At 35.6% G+C, this 18,018-nt stretch carries 12 protein-coding genes; 7 read left to right on the top strand and 5 right to left on the bottom strand.

All coding sequences use genetic code 11. The features are described 5' to 3' along the window. Window positions 1-12 precede the first annotated feature (12 nt). Entirely contained in the window at window positions 13-6,525 is a 6,513-nt protein-coding gene (locus ACFSQ0_RS02260) for an alpha-2-macroglobulin family protein (protein WP_379043505.1), read from the bottom strand. 106 nt (window positions 6,526-6,631) lie between these two features. On the opposite strand from ACFSQ0_RS02260, the gene ACFSQ0_RS02255 reads away from it, so the two are divergent. From ACFSQ0_RS02255 to ACFSQ0_RS02230, 6 genes are read left to right on the top strand one after another with little or no spacing between them, the layout of a single operon-like run. Then, entirely contained in the window at window positions 6,632-7,366 is a 735-nt protein-coding gene (locus tag ACFSQ0_RS02255) for a tetratricopeptide repeat protein (RefSeq protein ID WP_379043502.1), read from the top strand. Window positions 7,367-7,408: 42 nt separating this feature from the next. Continuing rightward, on the top strand, window positions 7,409-8,764 hold the full coding sequence (locus ACFSQ0_RS02250; RefSeq protein WP_379043499.1) for a UDP-N-acetylmuramate--L-alanine ligase: 1,356 nt from the start codon (window positions 7,409-7,411) through the stop codon (window positions 8,762-8,764). 36 nt (window positions 8,765-8,800) lie between these two features. Further along, a complete protein-coding gene (gene radC, locus ACFSQ0_RS02245; RefSeq protein ID WP_379043496.1) occupies window positions 8,801-9,496 on the top strand; it encodes a RadC family protein in 696 nt (231 codons plus the stop codon). A gap of 6 nt (window positions 9,497-9,502) precedes the next feature. Further along, window positions 9,503-10,792, top strand: coding sequence for a DUF7033 domain-containing protein (locus tag ACFSQ0_RS02240; protein WP_379043493.1), 1,290 nt, complete (start codon window positions 9,503-9,505; stop codon window positions 10,790-10,792). Beyond that, the gene (locus ACFSQ0_RS02235) at window positions 10,785-11,462 is read left to right on the top strand and encodes a YjjG family noncanonical pyrimidine nucleotidase (protein ID WP_379043491.1); all 678 of its coding nucleotides are present in this window, start codon (window positions 10,785-10,787) and stop codon (window positions 11,460-11,462) included. Before ACFSQ0_RS02240 ends, ACFSQ0_RS02235 begins: the two co-directional genes overlap by 8 nt. Before the next feature lie 9 nt (window positions 11,463-11,471). Next, window positions 11,472-12,233 carry a hypothetical protein gene (locus ACFSQ0_RS02230; protein ID WP_379043488.1) on the top strand — a complete coding sequence of 254 codons (762 nt, stop codon included), beginning with the start codon at window positions 11,472-11,474 and terminating at the stop codon, window positions 12,231-12,233. On the opposite strand, the gene ACFSQ0_RS02225 is transcribed toward ACFSQ0_RS02230, so the two are convergent. Beyond that, window positions 12,227-13,504, bottom strand: coding sequence for a replication-associated recombination protein A (locus tag ACFSQ0_RS02225; protein ID WP_379043485.1), 1,278 nt, complete (start codon window positions 13,502-13,504; stop codon window positions 12,227-12,229). The two genes, ACFSQ0_RS02230 and ACFSQ0_RS02225, sit on opposite strands and share 7 nt — an antisense overlap. Before the next feature lie 74 nt (window positions 13,505-13,578). Here ACFSQ0_RS02225 and ACFSQ0_RS02220 point away from each other — a divergent pair, with 74 nt between their 5' ends. After that, a complete protein-coding gene (locus ACFSQ0_RS02220; protein ID WP_379043483.1) occupies window positions 13,579-14,370 on the top strand; it encodes a rhomboid family intramembrane serine protease in 792 nt (263 codons plus the stop codon). Here the strand turns inward: ACFSQ0_RS02220 and rlmB are convergent. The 3 genes from rlmB to ACFSQ0_RS02205 all read right to left on the bottom strand — a co-directional run bounded on the left by rlmB (window position 14,367) and on the right by ACFSQ0_RS02205 (window position 18,018). After that, window positions 14,367-15,098: a 23S rRNA (guanosine(2251)-2'-O)-methyltransferase RlmB gene (gene rlmB, locus ACFSQ0_RS02215; RefSeq protein ID WP_379043480.1), complete on the bottom strand. Its 732-nt coding sequence runs from the start codon at window positions 15,096-15,098 to the stop codon at window positions 14,367-14,369. The two genes, ACFSQ0_RS02220 and rlmB, sit on opposite strands and share 4 nt — an antisense overlap. 76 nt (window positions 15,099-15,174) lie before the next feature. Then, window positions 15,175-17,115, bottom strand: a complete 1,941-nt coding sequence (locus ACFSQ0_RS02210; protein WP_379043477.1) for a S8 family serine peptidase — start codon at window positions 17,113-17,115, stop codon at window positions 15,175-15,177. Window positions 17,116-17,223: 108 nt separating this feature from the next. Continuing rightward, window positions 17,224-18,018, bottom strand: a complete 795-nt coding sequence (locus tag ACFSQ0_RS02205) for a hypothetical protein (RefSeq protein ID WP_379043474.1) — start codon at window positions 18,016-18,018, stop codon at window positions 17,224-17,226.

Here is an 18,018-nt window from a genome sequence, read left to right as displayed (position 1 = left end):
TTCAGGTCATATTTAATTTTTTGTTCGTGGCAATAATTCAAGTCGTTTACCTTTGGATTGTACTTTAATTTCTGGTGCATACATACTTTGCAATTCGGATAGCCCATTTGAAAAATTACCTGCATTAACCACCCTTAGGTTGTATTCGATTACATAAGTGCCGGCCGGTATTTTATCAAAAAAGAAGTGTGTTGCTGCATCTTTTGTGCTCTGGTAATAACCTAAACCATCTTGCCATTTGTATTTGGATATAACATCAACTGGTTCTAGACCAGCTGCACGGCTATCTTTTAAATGCATAAAATTAAAATCTTCTTTTGCCTTTATTATTAAACGAACCCTAATTAAGTCTCCTACACGAAGTTGATCTACCAATATGGGCCTTAATACACTCCCTTCAGGGGTTTCTACATTTTTGAACAATTCTTTCTCAATCTTAAGGTTTTCTTGGTTACTGGCTTGCACGGCATCAGACTCTTCAAAATACTGCCAATACATTGCGCCATACTGTGCGGTTTTTGAATTATTCTTAATAGCTATATTGGCGAGTTCTTTAGTAATAGAATTGCCTTGCCATATTTTTTTTACATAACCGGCAGCGCTGGAATTGTCAAAGCTAATTTTTTCTTCACCAATTTTTATGTTAGGAGATTCTTTTTGCAGTGTTGCTTGCTCTCCGTAAATAAGTAGTGCATAAATAGCTTCTGTAGTAGCTTTTGTTGAGTGCCAAGCTTGGTTTTTTCTTTGACGTATTAACCAAGTTTTGAGTTTCGTAATCGTTTTTTTATCTCCTGCAATTTCCGCGAAAGCTTCAATGGCCCTAACTTGTGTAGTAATGGGTTCATTGTGCCAGCCATAATTTTTCTTTAGTTCTTTCCAATACATTCCGTGCTTTGAATTTATTACAGCACTTTCTCGCAGAGCAGTTAAAATCTGTTTTGCCAAATCTGTATTTTTATGACGCTGCGCTAAAATAGCAAGGTTTAGCTGTGATTGTATAGTCAAAGACGTCCAATTATCTTCATAGGCTTCAAACATAGCTTCTATGTAGCGTTTAAAATCGGCCGTAGCTTTTAGGTCATAACAACTTTTAGCATAAGCGTATTGAATAGCTGATGTGGTGAACGAGTACATTTTTTCACTGTCATTTGGCTGCAGAAATTCAAAATCTAAATAGCTGGCTAATTGCTCTGTTATTTTTTTAACCTCTGGCATTTGAGCTATTGCGGAATCTAACTTCTGAAGTTTGCCTAATCCAGCATAAATGTGCAGAGAAATGAACCTGTTGGCACGACCGCCCCCAAACCAAGGAAAGCCTCCGTTATCAAGTTGTAGGTTAGATAGTTTTTTTAAGGCTTGGTGAATATTTTGTTGCGTTCTTTCTATGTCGAGTACTTCTGCAATTCTTTTTTGTTGTTCCGCTGGGGTTCCTGCTGTTTTTAGCCAGGGGCTTTCTTCCCAGAGCATTTGTTTTAAATCGGTATTTTTATGCCAATCGGGAATAGTGGTTTTATTCTTTTGCCATTGTTGCAATACCTTTTTAATTTCCGGGTTTAATTCTTGCATTAGCTTTGTAAGATGACTCGCATAAAATTTTGCAAATATTTGTTCTGAACATTCGTGCGGATATTCTACTAAATAAGGTAGCGCCAATAAACTGGTCCAAGCCGGATTTGAGGTATACTCAAAAACCAACTGGTGATTTTCTTTGGTTACTGAATTATTATTTTTTAAACTATTAAAACTATACTCTTTCTGCTCATTCGGATTAACCCAAATGGGTAGTGTTTCGGTAGTTAAAACACGATTGGTAAACACAGGTATAAGCCCTTCTTCACCATCGCCTAGATTATCGGCTTTTGCTACAATACGATACTTGACTGCCGAAAGCCCTTCTGGAATGGCTATTTTCCAGGTTACCTCGGTATTATTTTTTGCGTTTAGACTGAAGTTTTTAATTTGTTGTGAATTTGTGAATAAGTCTACGGGGCTTTGGTCCTTATTGGTGAAAGACAGTTGAATGATTCCTTCTATCGCTTCATTCGAGAGATTGCTAATTTTTGCCGAAATACTTAAACTATCTTTACTTCTAAAAAATCGAGGAAAATTAGGAATGAGGTTAAGTTTTTTCTGGGTATTGACATAAAGGTCTAACTTATCTTGATTAAGCTGTTTATCGTGAGCAAAAGCTTGAAAATGCCATTTTGTTAATGCCTCTGGACTTTTAAAATTAAAGATGATTTCTCCTTTTTTGTTGGTTTTTAATTGAGGCAAGAAAAAAGCGGTTTCATTCAAGTTAGTGCGCGCCTCTATTTGTTGCAGTTGATCTTTTGGTTCTTGGTTGGTTGTGATAAGCACAACGCCATTAACGGCTTGAGCACCATATAGAGCTTTAGCACTGGCTCCCGAAAGCATTTGCATATCGATAATTTGATCTGCTGGTATGTCTTTAAACTTGCTAGCGTCAATTATTTTGCCGTTTATTACATACAGCGGTACCTTATCTAAAACACTGCCATTACCACGTATACGAACCCTTGTAGCAGCACCCACTTGTCCATAACCTCCTCCTACAAGCTTTAGACCTAGGGCTTTATTCTGAAGTAGATCTTTGAACCTCGGATAATTATCAGATAAAATGGAAGAACTTACTTCTTCAGAGCTGTATTCAGCAGCGCTATAAAAGCTTATGATTTTATCATTGTTGTGAACAAATCCATTCTTTAATGTAAGGTTGTTGTATTTTTTAGCTATAATTTGTGCTTTATTATGTCCTATATATCTAACAAACAATAAGTCGCTAGGTTCTCCTTTCAGAATGAAGTACCCGTCAAAATTGCTCAAAGTTGCTTGTTTTTTTGTTTGGTTAAAAACCTGTACACCTGGTAAGGCTGTGCCTAAACGGTCGGTGATTTTACCTGCAATATAGCCTTGGGGTGTGTTTTTGGCTTGGTATTTATTTATAGCCAGTCCTTTTAAATAGGTTTTGTTGGTTAGGCTGGTGTAAATAAAATGGTAACCAAAATAATTAAAATTAGCATAATTCGGTGAGAAAAAATTATACCCACTGCTATTCAAATGTTGAGTAGTCCTTGAAATGTAAACTTGGTTATAGTGTCCTAAATGATTGACACTGTGGGGAAGTCCATTTTTTTCAGGTTTGAAATAATTATGGTGTAATACATTCCTCCAGCGATGAGGTTGAAATTGATCTAAAGAAGCGTCATACATACTCGCGAGTACTTCCGCTTCAGCTGGACTTCCATCTTGATTTAAAACTTTAAGTTGCCATTGTTCGGCTTGACCGGGTTCAAGTTTATCACGAAAATGTAAAACTTCAAATTTTAGCTTTGTTTTGTTTTTAGTTGGGGGGAGAAGTTCAATTTTATGGCGCTTATTTCCGTAACGTCCCAAGTAGTTGTAAAAATACTCTAAATGTAGGTATTTCGCATTTTTAGGGATCGAAAGAATGATACTCTTTTTATTTTGATTTAAATGCATAACCTCTTGTTGCAGTTTACCATCACCGAAAGTTAGATTGGTTAATAAGTGTAAATTTTTAAACGAGGTTTTAAAATCAAGCCTTATTTGCTTTTTTTCTTGGTCCAGGTCGTAATCAAAATTTATGGTTTTTTGATCAAGATTTAAATTTGGCCGATTGGGGTTGACCAGGGTAATTCGTCGGTTTACTTCAACGGGAAATTCACGGATATCTTCGCCTTTATAAGCTAAAAGATACTGTCCGCTTTTAAGTTGCTTTTGGTAAGCTGCAAGGTTTATACTTTCTGTTTGATTTATTTTGATAGGAATTTTTAAAATTTCAGTTTTTGGCCATTTTTCGGCTAAATCTAAACTGTCGTATGCTGTATGCGGAAAATTTTTAATAAACTCATTGTAAGGTATTTGTTGTATTTCAGGTAAAGGAATATCCCTTTTTAACAAGTTGCGGTTTGGTGTTTTATATTGGTATAAATAGAGATATCCATCTACTTTGGTTGGTAAACCATTTAAATCGGTAGCTTTTACTAGTATGGCTGCATTTTTATCTAAACTTACAACATTAGAGTAATTATTGGGTAAATCAAAATAAACATCTGCTGCGTGATACCCTAAACGGATTTGTTGAGAAGCACTTTGTGTTTCACCATTTACATCGGTTACAACCGCATTTATTGTATAGGTGTAAATGGGTTTTAAATCAGATTTAATATGATTAGGAGCCAAGGCTTTAAATTCAATTTTAAAATTCCCGTTTGCATCGGTTGCTGTTGCCCCCTTGTATAATCGTTTTTTCTTGATCTCGTGATAGGGTAAACTATATCGATAAGAATTAAATACTTCACGGTCTATCGTGTAAGTTACCTTAGCTTGTGTTAGGCTTCCGCCGAAATATGCTTTGGCTTTTCCGCCTAACGAAATAGAATCATTTATAACATGTGTTGTCTTAATGCTGTCAAAGAGAACTTCAAAGCGGGGTCTTTTATATTCTTCAACGTTGAAATAACAATAAGTTCCTCTCCAATCTGCACCAGCATAGGTGCTATCTGATGCTAATTCTTCTTTTAAAATTAAGTTATAACTTCCCGTAAGGCCATTTTCTGGCAGTTTAAACTTTCCATGTCCAGAGCCATAGGAATTGGTGGTAATTTGCAAACTATCAATTATTTGATGATTTGCATTACGCATATAGATGGTAATATTTTGGTTAGCAACTGTTTTGCGTATTTTTTTTCCTTGTACGGTCAAAATTGCTTTAAAGTGTACCTCTTGTCCAGGCCTGTAGATGCTGCGATCTGTAAATAAGCTCCCTTTTAATAAGAAATCATTCTGGCTATCCTCATCAAAATTTTGTTTAAAAAAAATAAGATCAGTCTGCAACGTGTCGCCATCTTTTGTAATAGTTATGGGGAGTCTCTCGGTTTTATTTATAGCTGGTGCAGGTATAGTAGCTAGCCCTTTTTGATTGGTTCTGTAGTATTCGTTTGGTCTATTCTTAGCGTGAATTTTTGCATTTTTAATGGGTTTACCCGAGGTTCTACTAGCAATATAGACTTGTTGATTAGGGCTCAAATTAAAACTGGTAAGGCTTAAATCAGTTACTTTAAAATTATGGTATAGAAATTCCTCACTTTCAAAATTCAAGTTTTCTTTTTTAGTAAAAATCGCTAAATAATCCCCTGCAGGTAGGGCCTCAAGCAGAATTTCTGTTGAGTAGGTATAATGATCTGTTTTTTTTGGCAGAGAAAAGGATTGCAAACTAAGCTTTTTAGCACGCGCGTAATTGGCTTTAATCACAGAGTCTTGCTTAGTGTGCGGATATTTAGAGTGGTGTAACTTAGATTTATAAATATGTACGTACAAGCTATCTATATTTTTATAATGTACAAGAGCTCTAAACTTTTTATGGGCTAATGGCTTGTTGTTAATGGTAACACGGTATTTTTTATCTAAAATCACATACTCGAGATGCGAAGATTCTACAGCAGGGTAACTGTCTGGGGCAATTTCTTTAACTTTTTTAAGATGGGTTAGACTTTTATTTAAATAATCGGGGTGACTATTTTTTTCGGCTTCATCTAAATAAAATCGAGCTAGGTAGTAATGAATCCAAGCGAGCTCCTTATCGGATTTCACCTCGTTTTTAAGAATTAGAATTGCGTTTTTATAAAGCGTATTTCGATCTCTTCGGTGATCCTGGTCCTTTATAAAGCTTAAACGTTCTAAGGTAGTTACTAGTAAAGAACTTCTATTTTGGTTTTTCTGATGCTGTCGTGTTAAATGCTGGTACACTTCTAATCTTTTAATAAAGCTGCTATTGGCGGTGTCTTTCGGTAACTGTAATTGAGAAAATTTTTCTGGTAGAGCATAAAGATTACTTGACTCGATTAAGTCTATGTCAATTTTAGTCTTGGTTGGAGACTGTTGCTTCAAGTAGTTTAAATAACGATTTGAGAGTAAATCTAATAATGTACTTCTAAAACGATTATAATTAATACCGTAATGTAGCGCTGGCTCGAGTGCGTTTAAGTTTGTAGCTAGCAATAGTTCTTTTTTAGTAAGCGATTTGTTGTAGTAAAAATCAATTTGATATTTAAAATGTTTAGCATCCCATAACCTATAATCATTGGATGGATTTTGAACCGGTGTTCTTCTGTCGATAGCCCTTCTATTTGCTCGATAGAATTCATTTAAATTTTCGGCTAGAAAAGAATATAGGATTTGCTTAGTAGGGGCTGGTTGTTTTTCTATTTCAGTTAAGAAGTCTTGATAAACTTCATAATGACTTTCTTCTTTTAAAAGGAGTTTGTATTTAGAAACATAGAGAAAAGCTTTTATAAATTGAGAAGCATTTTCTTTTTTATCTGCTTTTTTTAAAATTAACTCGGCTTTTTCAAGGGCACTACTTAATCTTCCTTCTTGCTCCAATTGCTCAACCGTCGACCAACGTTTTTCGAAGCTTTTTTGAGCAAACTGAAGTTGGCTAGTAAGCACCAATAACAACCCTAAAATGTATCTTTTCTTCATAAAATCTCTAATTTTTTTAAAGATACATAAATAGATTAAACTTTTTAAATATCTAATTTAGTTGAGTTAATCTTCAATTTGGTCTCAATTTTGCTATTTTTACGCCGTGAAGAATTTACTATCATACCTATGTTTTCTGTGCTGTTTTACGCTGTTCGGCCAAACTGCATTTGAAAAGGGAAAGGCTTATTACAAAGACCAGCAATGGGTGTTGGCTAAAAACCAACTGATGCAAGTTGAACCCATTTCAAAGAATTATTTTAAGGCTTGTGAATATTTAGGAGATATTGCAGCCCATGAAAAAAAATGGGACAAAGCGCTTCACTTTTATGGCTTGCTGCTTAAAGAAAAACCTGATAATGCTAATTATAATTATAAATATGGTGGTGCTTTGGGGTTAAAAGCTTTGGAGCTATCAAAGTTTCAGGCTGCTTTTTATATTTCAGATATTAAACATTATTTAAAACGTGCGGCTGCCTTAGATCAAACGCATCTAGGAGCAAGATGGGCTTTATTAGAACTTTATTTAAAACTTCCTAAAATTTTAGGTGGTGGTACAGATGTGGCTTTAGGCTATGCTAATGAATTAAAGGCAATAAGTGAAATTGATGGATACCTAGCTTATGGGCACGTGTATAAAGAAATTGAAAACTATAAGCAAGCAGAAAAATATTTAGTTAAAGCCTTAAAATTAGGCAATTCTGTAACCTGTTATCAAAAACTCTTAGCACTATATAAACAGGCGAATTTTACTCCAGAAAAAATTAATGCTTTGCTCCAACAAGCAATTCGAGCACATCCTAAAGAAAATTGGCATGCTTTTATAGCAAAATCTTCTTAATACTGCTGTCATTTAATATCTTTACGCTAGAATTATTTTTTTATGCATATTCATTTTATAGCTATAGGCGGAAGCGCTATGCACAATTTGGCATTAGCACTTCATCAAAAAGGAGAAAAAGTAACTGGTAGTGATGATGCTATTTTTGAACCCAGTAAGTCGAGGTTGCAAAAAGCCAATTTAATACCAGAACAGATGGGCTGGTTTCCTGAAAAAATTACTACAGCAATAGATGTGGTTATATTGGGGATGCACGCCAAAAAAGATAATCCAGAGCTTCAAAAAGCGAAGACATTGGGCTTAAAAATTGTTTCTTATCCAGAGTTTCTATATGAACATAGCAAAAACAAAACTCGTGTGGTTATAGGAGGTAGCCATGGTAAAACAACTATCACTTCAATGATTTTACACGTTTTGCATTACCACGAAAAAGAAGTAGATTTTATGGTTGGGGCACAACTTGAAGGTTTTGATACTATGGTGCATCTAACTCAAGAAAACGATTTTATCTTGCTAGAGGGTGATGAGTACTTATCTTCACCCATAGATCTTAAACCGAAATTTCATTGGTATAAGGCTAATATTGCTTTGATAAGTGGAATAGCTTGGGATCACGTTAATGTTTTTCCTACAGAAGAAAATTATCAAGAGCAATTCAGTCGTTTTACCGAAACAATGGTACCCGGAAGTATTTTAATTTATAATGAGGAAGATGAAGCAGTAAAAGCTATTGCAGAAGCCGCACAAAATCCTACGCGAAAACAGCCTTATAAATCACCTTTGTATAATATAGAGGATGGAGAAACCCTTATTGATACTCCCGAAGGCCCTATGCCAGTAGCGGTTTTTGGCAAACATAATCTTAATAACCTGGCTGGTGCTAAATGGGTTTGTCAACATATGGGTGTTGATGAGTCAGATTTTTATGAAGCCATTGCTAGTTTTAAAGGTGCTTCAAAACGATTGGAGCGCATTGCAGAAAATACAAAATGTGTGGCCTTTAAAGATTTTGCACATAGTCCCTCTAAGGTTAAGGCAACAACTCAAGCTATAAAAGAACAATATAAATACAAGAAGATATTGGCTTGTTTAGAGTTACATACTTACAGCAGTTTAAATGCCGAATTTTTAACTCAGTATACCCACACACTTGATGCTGCCGATGAGGCCGTGGTTTTTTATTCGCCCGAAGCCGTGGCCTTAAAAGGTTTACCTCAGATTGATGCTAGAGCTATTGAAAGTGCTTTTAGACATAAAAACTTGAAAGTTTACACGGATCCACAAGCCTTTAAGGCATTTTTAAAAAAATATTCTTTTAAGAATCATGCGGTTCTCTTCATGAGCAGTGGAAATTACGGAGGGCTTGATTTTGAAGAAGTAAAGGCTTGGATATCTTAGTTTTATGCTGTAATTTAGATACTTATCTAATTACACATGACTGAATCTACCTCCTTTTCAATTAAATATTGGGCAGAATCTGATAGGCCTAGAGAAAAACTCTTGTTAAAAGGCAAGACAAGCCTTTCTGATGCCGAGCTTTTGGCCATTCTGATTGGCTCTGGTAATCGAGAAGAAAGTGCCGTAACTTTATCGCAAAGAATTCTGCAAGCTAGTCAGAATGAGTTGGGCCTTCTCGGGAAAAAATCCGTTAAGGAACTCATGAAATTCAAGGGTATAGGAGAAGCAAAGGCAATTAGTATTGTGGCTGCTTTAGAATTGGGTAGAAGACGAAGAGCAGAGGAGCCAAAAAAAAGGGTTAAAATTACCTCAAGCGATTCTGTTTTTGATTTGATGCAGCCCTTAATAGGTGATTTAGGGCACGAAGAATTTTGGGTAGTGTTTTTAAGTAACAGCAATAAAGTTTTATGTACATTTCAATTGAGCAAGGGCGGAATAACTGGTACTTTAGTAGATGTACGTTTAGTGTTTAAGAAGGCTCTAGAAGAAAATGCAGTGAGTATAATTTTGGCGCATAATCACCCTTCTGGGAATCTAAAGCCTAGCATGGCTGATAAAAACTTGACCCTAAAACTTAAAAAAGCAGGTGAGAGCTTAGATATAAAAGTACTAGATCACCTCATTGTAACCGAAAATGCTTACTTTAGCTTCGCTAATGAAGGACTTATTTAATAGCCCATGTTTTTAATTTATGTAAAAACACTTACTCCCCGAATTTCATATACATTTAAGCACCTGCTCAATTCTATATTAGGTTATGAAATTCAGTTTACTTCAAAGATTGAAGAGTTTATCGCTCATCCAGGGTTGAAAATCTCTTACGGTAAAAAAAAATTGGGAAATGAGTTTTTTGTACAGCAACACGATTTACTTGATCAGCAAGGCATTCAAGATATTGAAATAAATATGGGAGATTGGGAGGGCTTACCTTGTTTTTTTAAATGTACTCAAGATAGTGATGTGCCCTTTGATATTTTTGCAGCCAGTTTCTTTCTACTTAGTCGATATGAAGAATATTTGCCTCATGTGAAAGATGAGCTAGGAAGATTTCCTTTTCAGGAAAGTTTAGCCTTCAAGGAAGATTTTTTAGAATTGCCCGTCATAGATTTATGGACTTTAAAGTTTAGAGATCTACTTGAAAACCGCTTCGAGAAAAAATTACCACTTCAAAGAACCTACCAAGCAAGCTCAATAATGGTGGTGCAAGAAGTATTTAAGTATAAAAAGAAAGGTATTGTAAGAACATTAGGCGCGTTGGTAAGAGATATTGTTAAATTGCAGTTTAAACCGAGCCTTGAAAGAATTAAAACTTTAATTTTTTTACAAAGTGATCCTTACGACATTTATGATAGGCTTATTGAACGGGCTAGATTGCATAAAATGCAGTGGACATTTTTTTTTCAGTTATCTGATTTTTCATTGCAAAATAAAAATATAAGTTTTCACAAATTGAGCTATCAGGCGCTTATAAAGTCTATGGGTGATTATGGCGTTTTAGGTTTGTTGCCTGGTTTTGATGCACTTGATAAATTAGCGATTTTACGAAAGGAAAAGAAAAGATGGGAAAATATTGTAAATACTCCTTTGTCCCGTGTTTTAAGTTTTCAATATGGAGTCAACCTGCCGCAATTTTACAACAATTTAGATAAATTAGAAATTAGTCAGGATTTTTCTATGGGGTACCCGAAACATCCTGGCTTTAGAGCGGGAACATGTACACCTTTTTTATATTATGATATTAATTTCGAAAGGATTTCACCTTTGACCATTCATCCATATGCATTAAGCAGTCTTTGTTTTCAAGAGTTCTCTTTTTTTGATATAAAAGTGCGAATTGACAACTTAAATAGCAAAGTACGTGAGGTAAACGGTAAATTTTTATGTTTAATAGAAAACGCACTATTAGATCCGTGGGATGAACAAGTAAAGTATTTATCCCTTCTAGAAAAATTACAAACCAATGATTAAAGATGTATTTTTTGACCTAGATCATACCTTGTGGGATTTTGAGAAGAATTCCGCCTTAGCTTTTCAAGATATATTTAAAAAAAATAGGGTTCCTGTCGATCTAGAACATTTCTTAACGCACTATGTACCTATCAATTTTAAATATTGGAAGCTCTTTAGAGAAGAAAAAATAAGTAAGGAAGATCTGCGTTTTAATAGATTAAATGAAGCGATGCTAGCTTCGGGTTACACTATAGAGCCTGATTTGATTCACGTTTTGTCTCAAGCGTATATCGAGCATTTGCCATTGAACAATCATCTTTTTGACGGTGTAGAACAAATGTTACAAGAATTAATAAAAAAAGAGTTGAGGTTGCATATTATTACTAATGGTTTTAAAGAAGTGCAGGCTATAAAATTAAAGCGCTCTAATCTAAGCCATTATTTTACTACTTTGACTACCTCGGAAGACGTAGGCGTTAAAAAACCCAATCCGGCCATATTCGAGCACGCTTTGAATAAGGCCAATGCAGAAAAACAACAGAGTATTATGATTGGCGATAATTTAGAAGCCGATATACTGGGAGCAGAATCTTTTGGCCTAAAGTCTATTCTATTTGATCCTGAAAATAAAACTCCTCATACTGGGAATAAAATTTTACATTTTAACGAATTAAAACAATTCTTTTAAACAATACTTATGAAATTAAAATTTTTAGCACTACTATTTTTTTCGATATATTTTGTTTCAGTTAAAGCACAAGAAAGCGAGATTCGAAAATTAAATGCTTATGAAAATGTTATTGTTCCGGTTCAGTTCGATTCGGCTAAACAAGAAAATGAGTATTTACTATCCTCACTTACGAGACACTTGTTAAAGCAGCACGGTTTTAATGTCTTTATGGATAATGAAACTTTACCAATAGCGGCTCAACAAGATCCTTGCCTAAATTTACGTGCTAGCGTTTTAACTCAAGGAGGTATGTTTGCTTTTACTACAGAGGTTACACTGGTGTTTTATGATTGTCGAAATCAAATTGTTTATAAAGCTCAGGGCAGTAGTAGAGAGAAAAAATTTGATAAAGCACATCAAGAGGCTTTACGCGATGCTTTTGATAAATTTGCCGGATATAGATACACCTATAAACCTTTACAACTAGATAAACAGCATAAAACTCGACTACAAGAAAAGCAATCGATTAAAAAACAATTTGCCAATCAATATAATTGGGAAGGTAAACAATATCAATTACAAAAAATTGAGGTAGGCTATTTATTGCTTGACGCGGAAGGAAATAGAAAAGCAGTTATTACAGAAAATTCAGATAAACTGTACTTTTTTAACTCGGCTGATATAAATGGAAGTTTAAAAATCGATACCAATCAAGATTTAATTGTTGAATATTTTAATATGCAAACGGGTAAACAAAAAAAAATAATACTCACTGCAATAAGTCAATAATTGTACTTATTACCCCAACGCTGTTTTAAAAATTTTAAATTAGAGCTTTCGCGAGTGTTTTCCCCAGGATCGTAAAATTTTTTACCTTGAAGGGCGTCTGGAAGAAACTCTTCCTCTATAAAATTGTTTTTGTAATCATGAGCATACTTGTACGACTTACCATACCCTAAGTCTTTCATCAGCTTTGTAGGTGCGTTGCGTAAGTGTAAAGGTATTGGTAGGTCTCCGGTTTGTTTCACTTGCTGTTGGGCTTTATTTATGGCCATATAACTGGCATTGCTCTTTGCCGATGTAGCTAAGTAGATTACACATTGACTTAAAATAATTCTGGCTTCTGGCAAACCTACCGTACTCACGGCTTGAAAAGTATTATTCGCTAGAATTAAAGCGGTCGGGTTCGCTAACCCAATGTCTTCACTAGCCGAGATTATTAAGCGTCTGGCGATAAATTTTACATCTTCGCCACCTTCAATCATCCGAGCTAGCCAATAAACAGCTGCGTTGGGATCGCTACCACGTATAGATTTTATAAAAGCCGAAATTATGTCATAATGTTGTTCGCCCGTTTTATCGTACCTAGCAGGATTGCTCTGTATTTGTTGGCTTACTAAAGCATTAGTAATCACCACCGGATCTTCGGTAGAATTGCTGACCAATAACTCAAAGATATTAAGTAATTTTCGTGCATCTCCGCCCGACGCTCGAAATAAAGCGTCATACTCTTTTATTTCAATGGATTTTTTACTTAAATATTCGTCTTTCTCTTGGGCCCGTTTGAGTAATTCTTTAAGATCGTCTTGGCTAAATGGGTTAAGCGTATATACTTGGCAGCGAGAGAGCAATGCGGGTATTACCTCAAAACTTGGATTTTCTGTGGTCGCGCCTATTAAAGTGATGATACCTCTTTCTACCGCCCCCAATAATGAATCTTGTTGTGATTTGCTAAAGCGATGTATTTCGTCTATAAATAGAATAGGGTTTTTGGTCGTGAACAATCCGTCTTGCTTTTTGGCTTTTTCAATAACCTCTCGCACCTCCTTCACACCACTATTTATTGCACTTAAAGTAAAAAAAGGTCGATCAGCTGTTTGTGCAATAATCTGTGCAAGCGTGGTTTTACCCACTCCAGGCGGACCCCAAAATAATAAAGAAGGCAAGATACCTTGCTTAATTTGTTGTGTTAGGCTACCCTGTGGCCCCACTAAATGTTGCTGACTGATATAATCCTCTAAATTCTGTGGACGTATGCGTTCGGCTAATGGTGTGTTCATAATGCAAAAGTACAAAAGTAACTGACAATATTACTAGAATAAGTTTTTGGTTAAAAATTTGATTACCTTTCTGTATGCAAAATCAAAAAGAATCTCAATCTTGGTCCCTCGGGACTTTGGCTATTCCCTTGTTCACTGTACTTTTATTGTGGATCATTTATTGGTTTGAAATAAAATTTCATGTCAATTTAAACACTTACGGGGTTGGTCCAAAATCTTTAAAAGGATTGGTGGGTGTTTTGTGTGCTCCTTTTATCCACGGAAGCATAAATCATTTGTACAACAACAGTATTCCCCTATTTGTATTATTAATGAGTCTTATATACTTCTACAAGCCGATAGCAGGTAAAGTTGTTCTTTACGGATTTTTTCTCGCTGGTATGTTAACTTGGTTGTTGGGAAAATCAGGAAGCGTACACATAGGAGCAAGCGGAATCATTTATATGTTGGCTAGTTTTTTATTTTTTAAAGGTATTTGGTCTAAGCATTATAGGTTAATCGCCTTAGCTCTTTTGGTGGTATTTGTTTATGGTAGTTTAGTGTGGGGTCTTTTTCCGGGTGAACGCGGGGTGAGTTGGGAAGGGCATTTGGCTGGTTTTATAGCTGGTTTGAGTCTCGCTCTTTTTTTTAAGTCTCGCGTAATTCAAAAACCACCAGTTTATGATTGGCAAAAGCCTGATTACAATGAAGAAGAAGATTCTTTTATGCAACATTTTGATGCCGACGGGAATTTTGTACCAAGCGAGCCTCCTCAAACTAACAAGGAAGATGCAAAAATCGAATCAGAAAAAGGTATAGAAAAAGGCATAGAAAAAGAAAATTCAGCTGATGCCAAGAACTGGTTTACTACAACTACTTATGATTAGAGCCTTTGGCGAACAACTTCATATAAAATAGCGCCACAAGCAACCGATACGTTAAGCGAGCTTGTTTCACCATATATTGGTAGTTTTACTTTAGCGTCACTCATTTTTAAAGCGGCCTTAGATATGCCTTTTCCTTCGCTTCCCATAATTATGGCTATAGAATCTTTTAAATTCATTTCATATACCAAATTAGAAGCCTTTTCGGTGGCCGCTATGGTTTTCACACCGTAAGATTTTAAATAAAATAACGCGTCTTTAATGTGATCTACTTTGCATAATGGAATATTAAATATGGCACCTGTGGAGGTCTTTACCATTTGCTCATTTATAGATGCACTACCTTGCTTGGGGAAAATAATAGCGTCAACCCCAACACTTTCTGCCGTACGAATAATAGCTCCAAAGTTACGTACGTCTGACACCCCATCTAGAATTAAGTACAATTTTGGTTTTTCTGTTTGTTGATTTTCTTCTAATATAGCTTCAAGACTATGAAATCGTATAGGTGAAATTTTTGCTACGATTCCTTGATGATTACCATCTTTAGCTAATTTGTCTATTTTTTGATGAGGTACGTAGGCAATTTGTACACTGGCATTTTCGGCTAACTTTAAGATATCTTTAATTCCTGCTGATTGGACGTTAGCATCTACAAAAATTTTGTCTAGGGTTTGATTGCTTTTAATTGCCTCGTGTACGGCATGTATGCCAAATATAATTGTACTCATTTTAATATCTTTAAAAAAACAAAAATAGGGTTTGATTTACTCAAACCCTATTTTTATAAACTAAATTAAATAGGTTTTATTCCACAAGAATCTTGTGTTGGTAATTATTACCTTTAACGCTAACTTGTAAAATATAAACACCACGTTGTAGTGATTCTGTAGATAACTTTAGGTTACCATTAGTATTTAAATAATCTTTATTGGCTACTAATCTTCCTTGTAAGTCATATAATTTTACTTGGGCATTAGCATTAATATTGTCTCCTAAAGCAATATTTATATCGCTAGCTCCACGTACAGGGTTTGGCCAAACTGAAATATCTTCTGAAAGAGTAAGCTGTTCTGCGCTTAGACTAGTAGAATCAACTCCAGAAACAACTATACTTACCATTTGGCTATTTCCACTCAAATTTCCCTTATGCGTTACTTTTATTTCATAGGTATTTGCGTCTGTACTTTCAACTAGGATGCTCTCAACGTTATCCACGGTATTGTCACCTAAAGTGGCAGGTGCAGCTACATTACTTAAGTTTAAACGATAAGGCAATAAAGTAGTATTGGTAGTTTGGTTGGTAACACGTAAATCTAAATCGTTCACAAGGGCAGGAGTAGGGCTATTTAGTTGCCCATCTTTGGCATTTCCAGCCGGATCGTTCCATGCAATTGTAACGCGTAGATCTTGATTAGGGTTTTTGGTTACCGTAAAAGTATAAATTTCTCCTTGGTCAAGATCAACTTCTTCAATTCTTGCATTGTCTGTTTGAGAATCTTGAATTAATTCAACTGCTTTTTTTGCATTTACTAATCCCCATCCGTATCTGGCGTCTGGTCCTGTGTTACCCAAATCGTCGGCGGTATGAATTGCAAGCGCCCTTAAACTTGAAGATAACATGAAATTTCCTTTTTCTTGATTGTAATATTGCTGAACTAGAGTTAACGTACCGGCAACATTTGGAGCAGCCATTGAAGTTCCTGAGAAAGTGGCGTAAGAGGCCGTAGAAGCATCAACAGGTGAAAATAATTGGGTGCCGTTTCCTACAACATCGGGTTTTATACGTCCATCATCAGATGGTCCTTGACTACTTCCTGAATTAATAAAAACAGGAAATAAAAGTTCACCGCTGCTCGGATCAACACTTGCGTCTTGTGCATTTCCTACTACTAGGTTATTTTTGGCATTCTTCTCTCCAGTTAATTTATCATATCCAGCCTTTAAACCGCCTTGGTAACTCGATTGTCCGTCGTTACCAGCCGATACTACCATTAAGTAATAAGGGTAGGCATTAGCTTTTAAATCCCATAAACGGGCCTGGGTGTCATAACAACCCATCATCCAAGTAGGAGCATTTTGACTTCCACCATCGTTTACTGGAATACCATAAGAATGGTTTGAAATTAAGAGGCCGTTTTGTGCTTCTGTGTCTACTTCGCTTAAATCTGAGGTCCAATTGTAAGATACTAAAGTAGCCTGGGGAGCCATACCTTTAGCGTTAGGATTTGTTCCTGCCGCAGCCATGGTACCTCCTACGTGTGTACCGTGTGAATCAAATTCATCTTGATTAAATGGCGTGGCATCTCCTAAGACAACTCTAGAGCCTGAAGCGGTAGCAAATTCTTGATGATCTTTACGTACTCGACCACCGTCCCATATTCCTATGGTCATGTTTTGCCCCTCTATATTTAATCCTAAAGCGCCTCCTTGCCATAGAAAATTAGCACGGGTTGACGTGGCTGCATCGAGGTTATGTGTAGTTCGGTAAATAGGTTTACCGTTTTCAAAACCTACTAAATTATAGCGTTTGTTGTTTTCTAATTTATCGGTAGAAATACCAAAACTTTCAGCTTTTTTTCTGGCTTCATTTCTTTTAGCTTCAAGATTGTTTGCAAGTTCTTGAGCTAATTCTATTTTAATTGGTTGGTTTTGTTTCTGAATTTCTCTTACCTCGCTTGCTGTTTGAGAAAAAGCTAAACCAGAGCTTAAAACAAAACCCAGTGATAGTAGTTTATTTAATTTCATAAAATTTTTTTGCACAATTTAAGATTTTTTTTAGAAAAACGAAAATGTAAATAAAAAAAAGGGCTAATCACTTTGATTAGCCCTTTTAAAACCGTTAGAGAAATACTCTTAGTTTTTTGGTGTTAACACAACCTCTACTTGGAAAGGATTGGTAAACAATTCTTGATTTAAGATAATAGTAATATTACCTGTCGCCTCATTATAAGTACCGGTACCTCCAGGTAAACCTCCTTCGTCACTTGAGTAGGTTACTTCTGCTAAACAATCGATGCTTAAAACACCTGAATATTGATATTCTCCTGCGTAATCAGGATTTCCTGTCGCCGCAGCTACGAAGTCTCCCCAAATAGTGGCTACGTTGTACTCATTTAAGTTGCCAGTAGGAACCAATTCAACATCGTAAGAATTTACAGGACCTTGACCTACAATAGAGGCAGTGCCGTTATATTCTAATGCGATATCAAATGGGCAAAACTGACTTAATTTCAATTGGTATACATTGTCGAAATCTGCAATATTAGACCCCTCTATGCTTTCTAATTTTAAAGCAAGAATAGAACCTTCTAATGCAATATTGTCATAATTTCCCTGTACTTCAATATATCCAATGTGCTCGTTTGCAGGAATCACAAAAGAAGTACCAACGCTATACTGGTCTGGTGTAGCAGTAGTCAGGTCTGCATCAACACTAACGGTAAAAGTTCTGTCGGTAGCAGCTTTGTCGGTTACACCAACAGGAATTTTATACCCTTCAGTAGCATTTTCTTCAACAAAAAATGTACTTGTTGTTCCATCAGTAAAATAGGTTAAACTATCACCCTGATAAGTTTGTGGATCTTCATTCTCATCACAAGAAACAAATGCGAATGAAGCTACAAATAATAATAAAAATAATTTTTTCAT

This window comes from Mesonia sediminis (assembly GCF_042684705.1).
GTDB classification, from domain to species: domain Bacteria; phylum Bacteroidota; class Bacteroidia; order Flavobacteriales; family Flavobacteriaceae; genus Mesonia; species Mesonia sediminis.
This window is presented reverse-complemented; position numbering and strand designations above follow the sequence as displayed.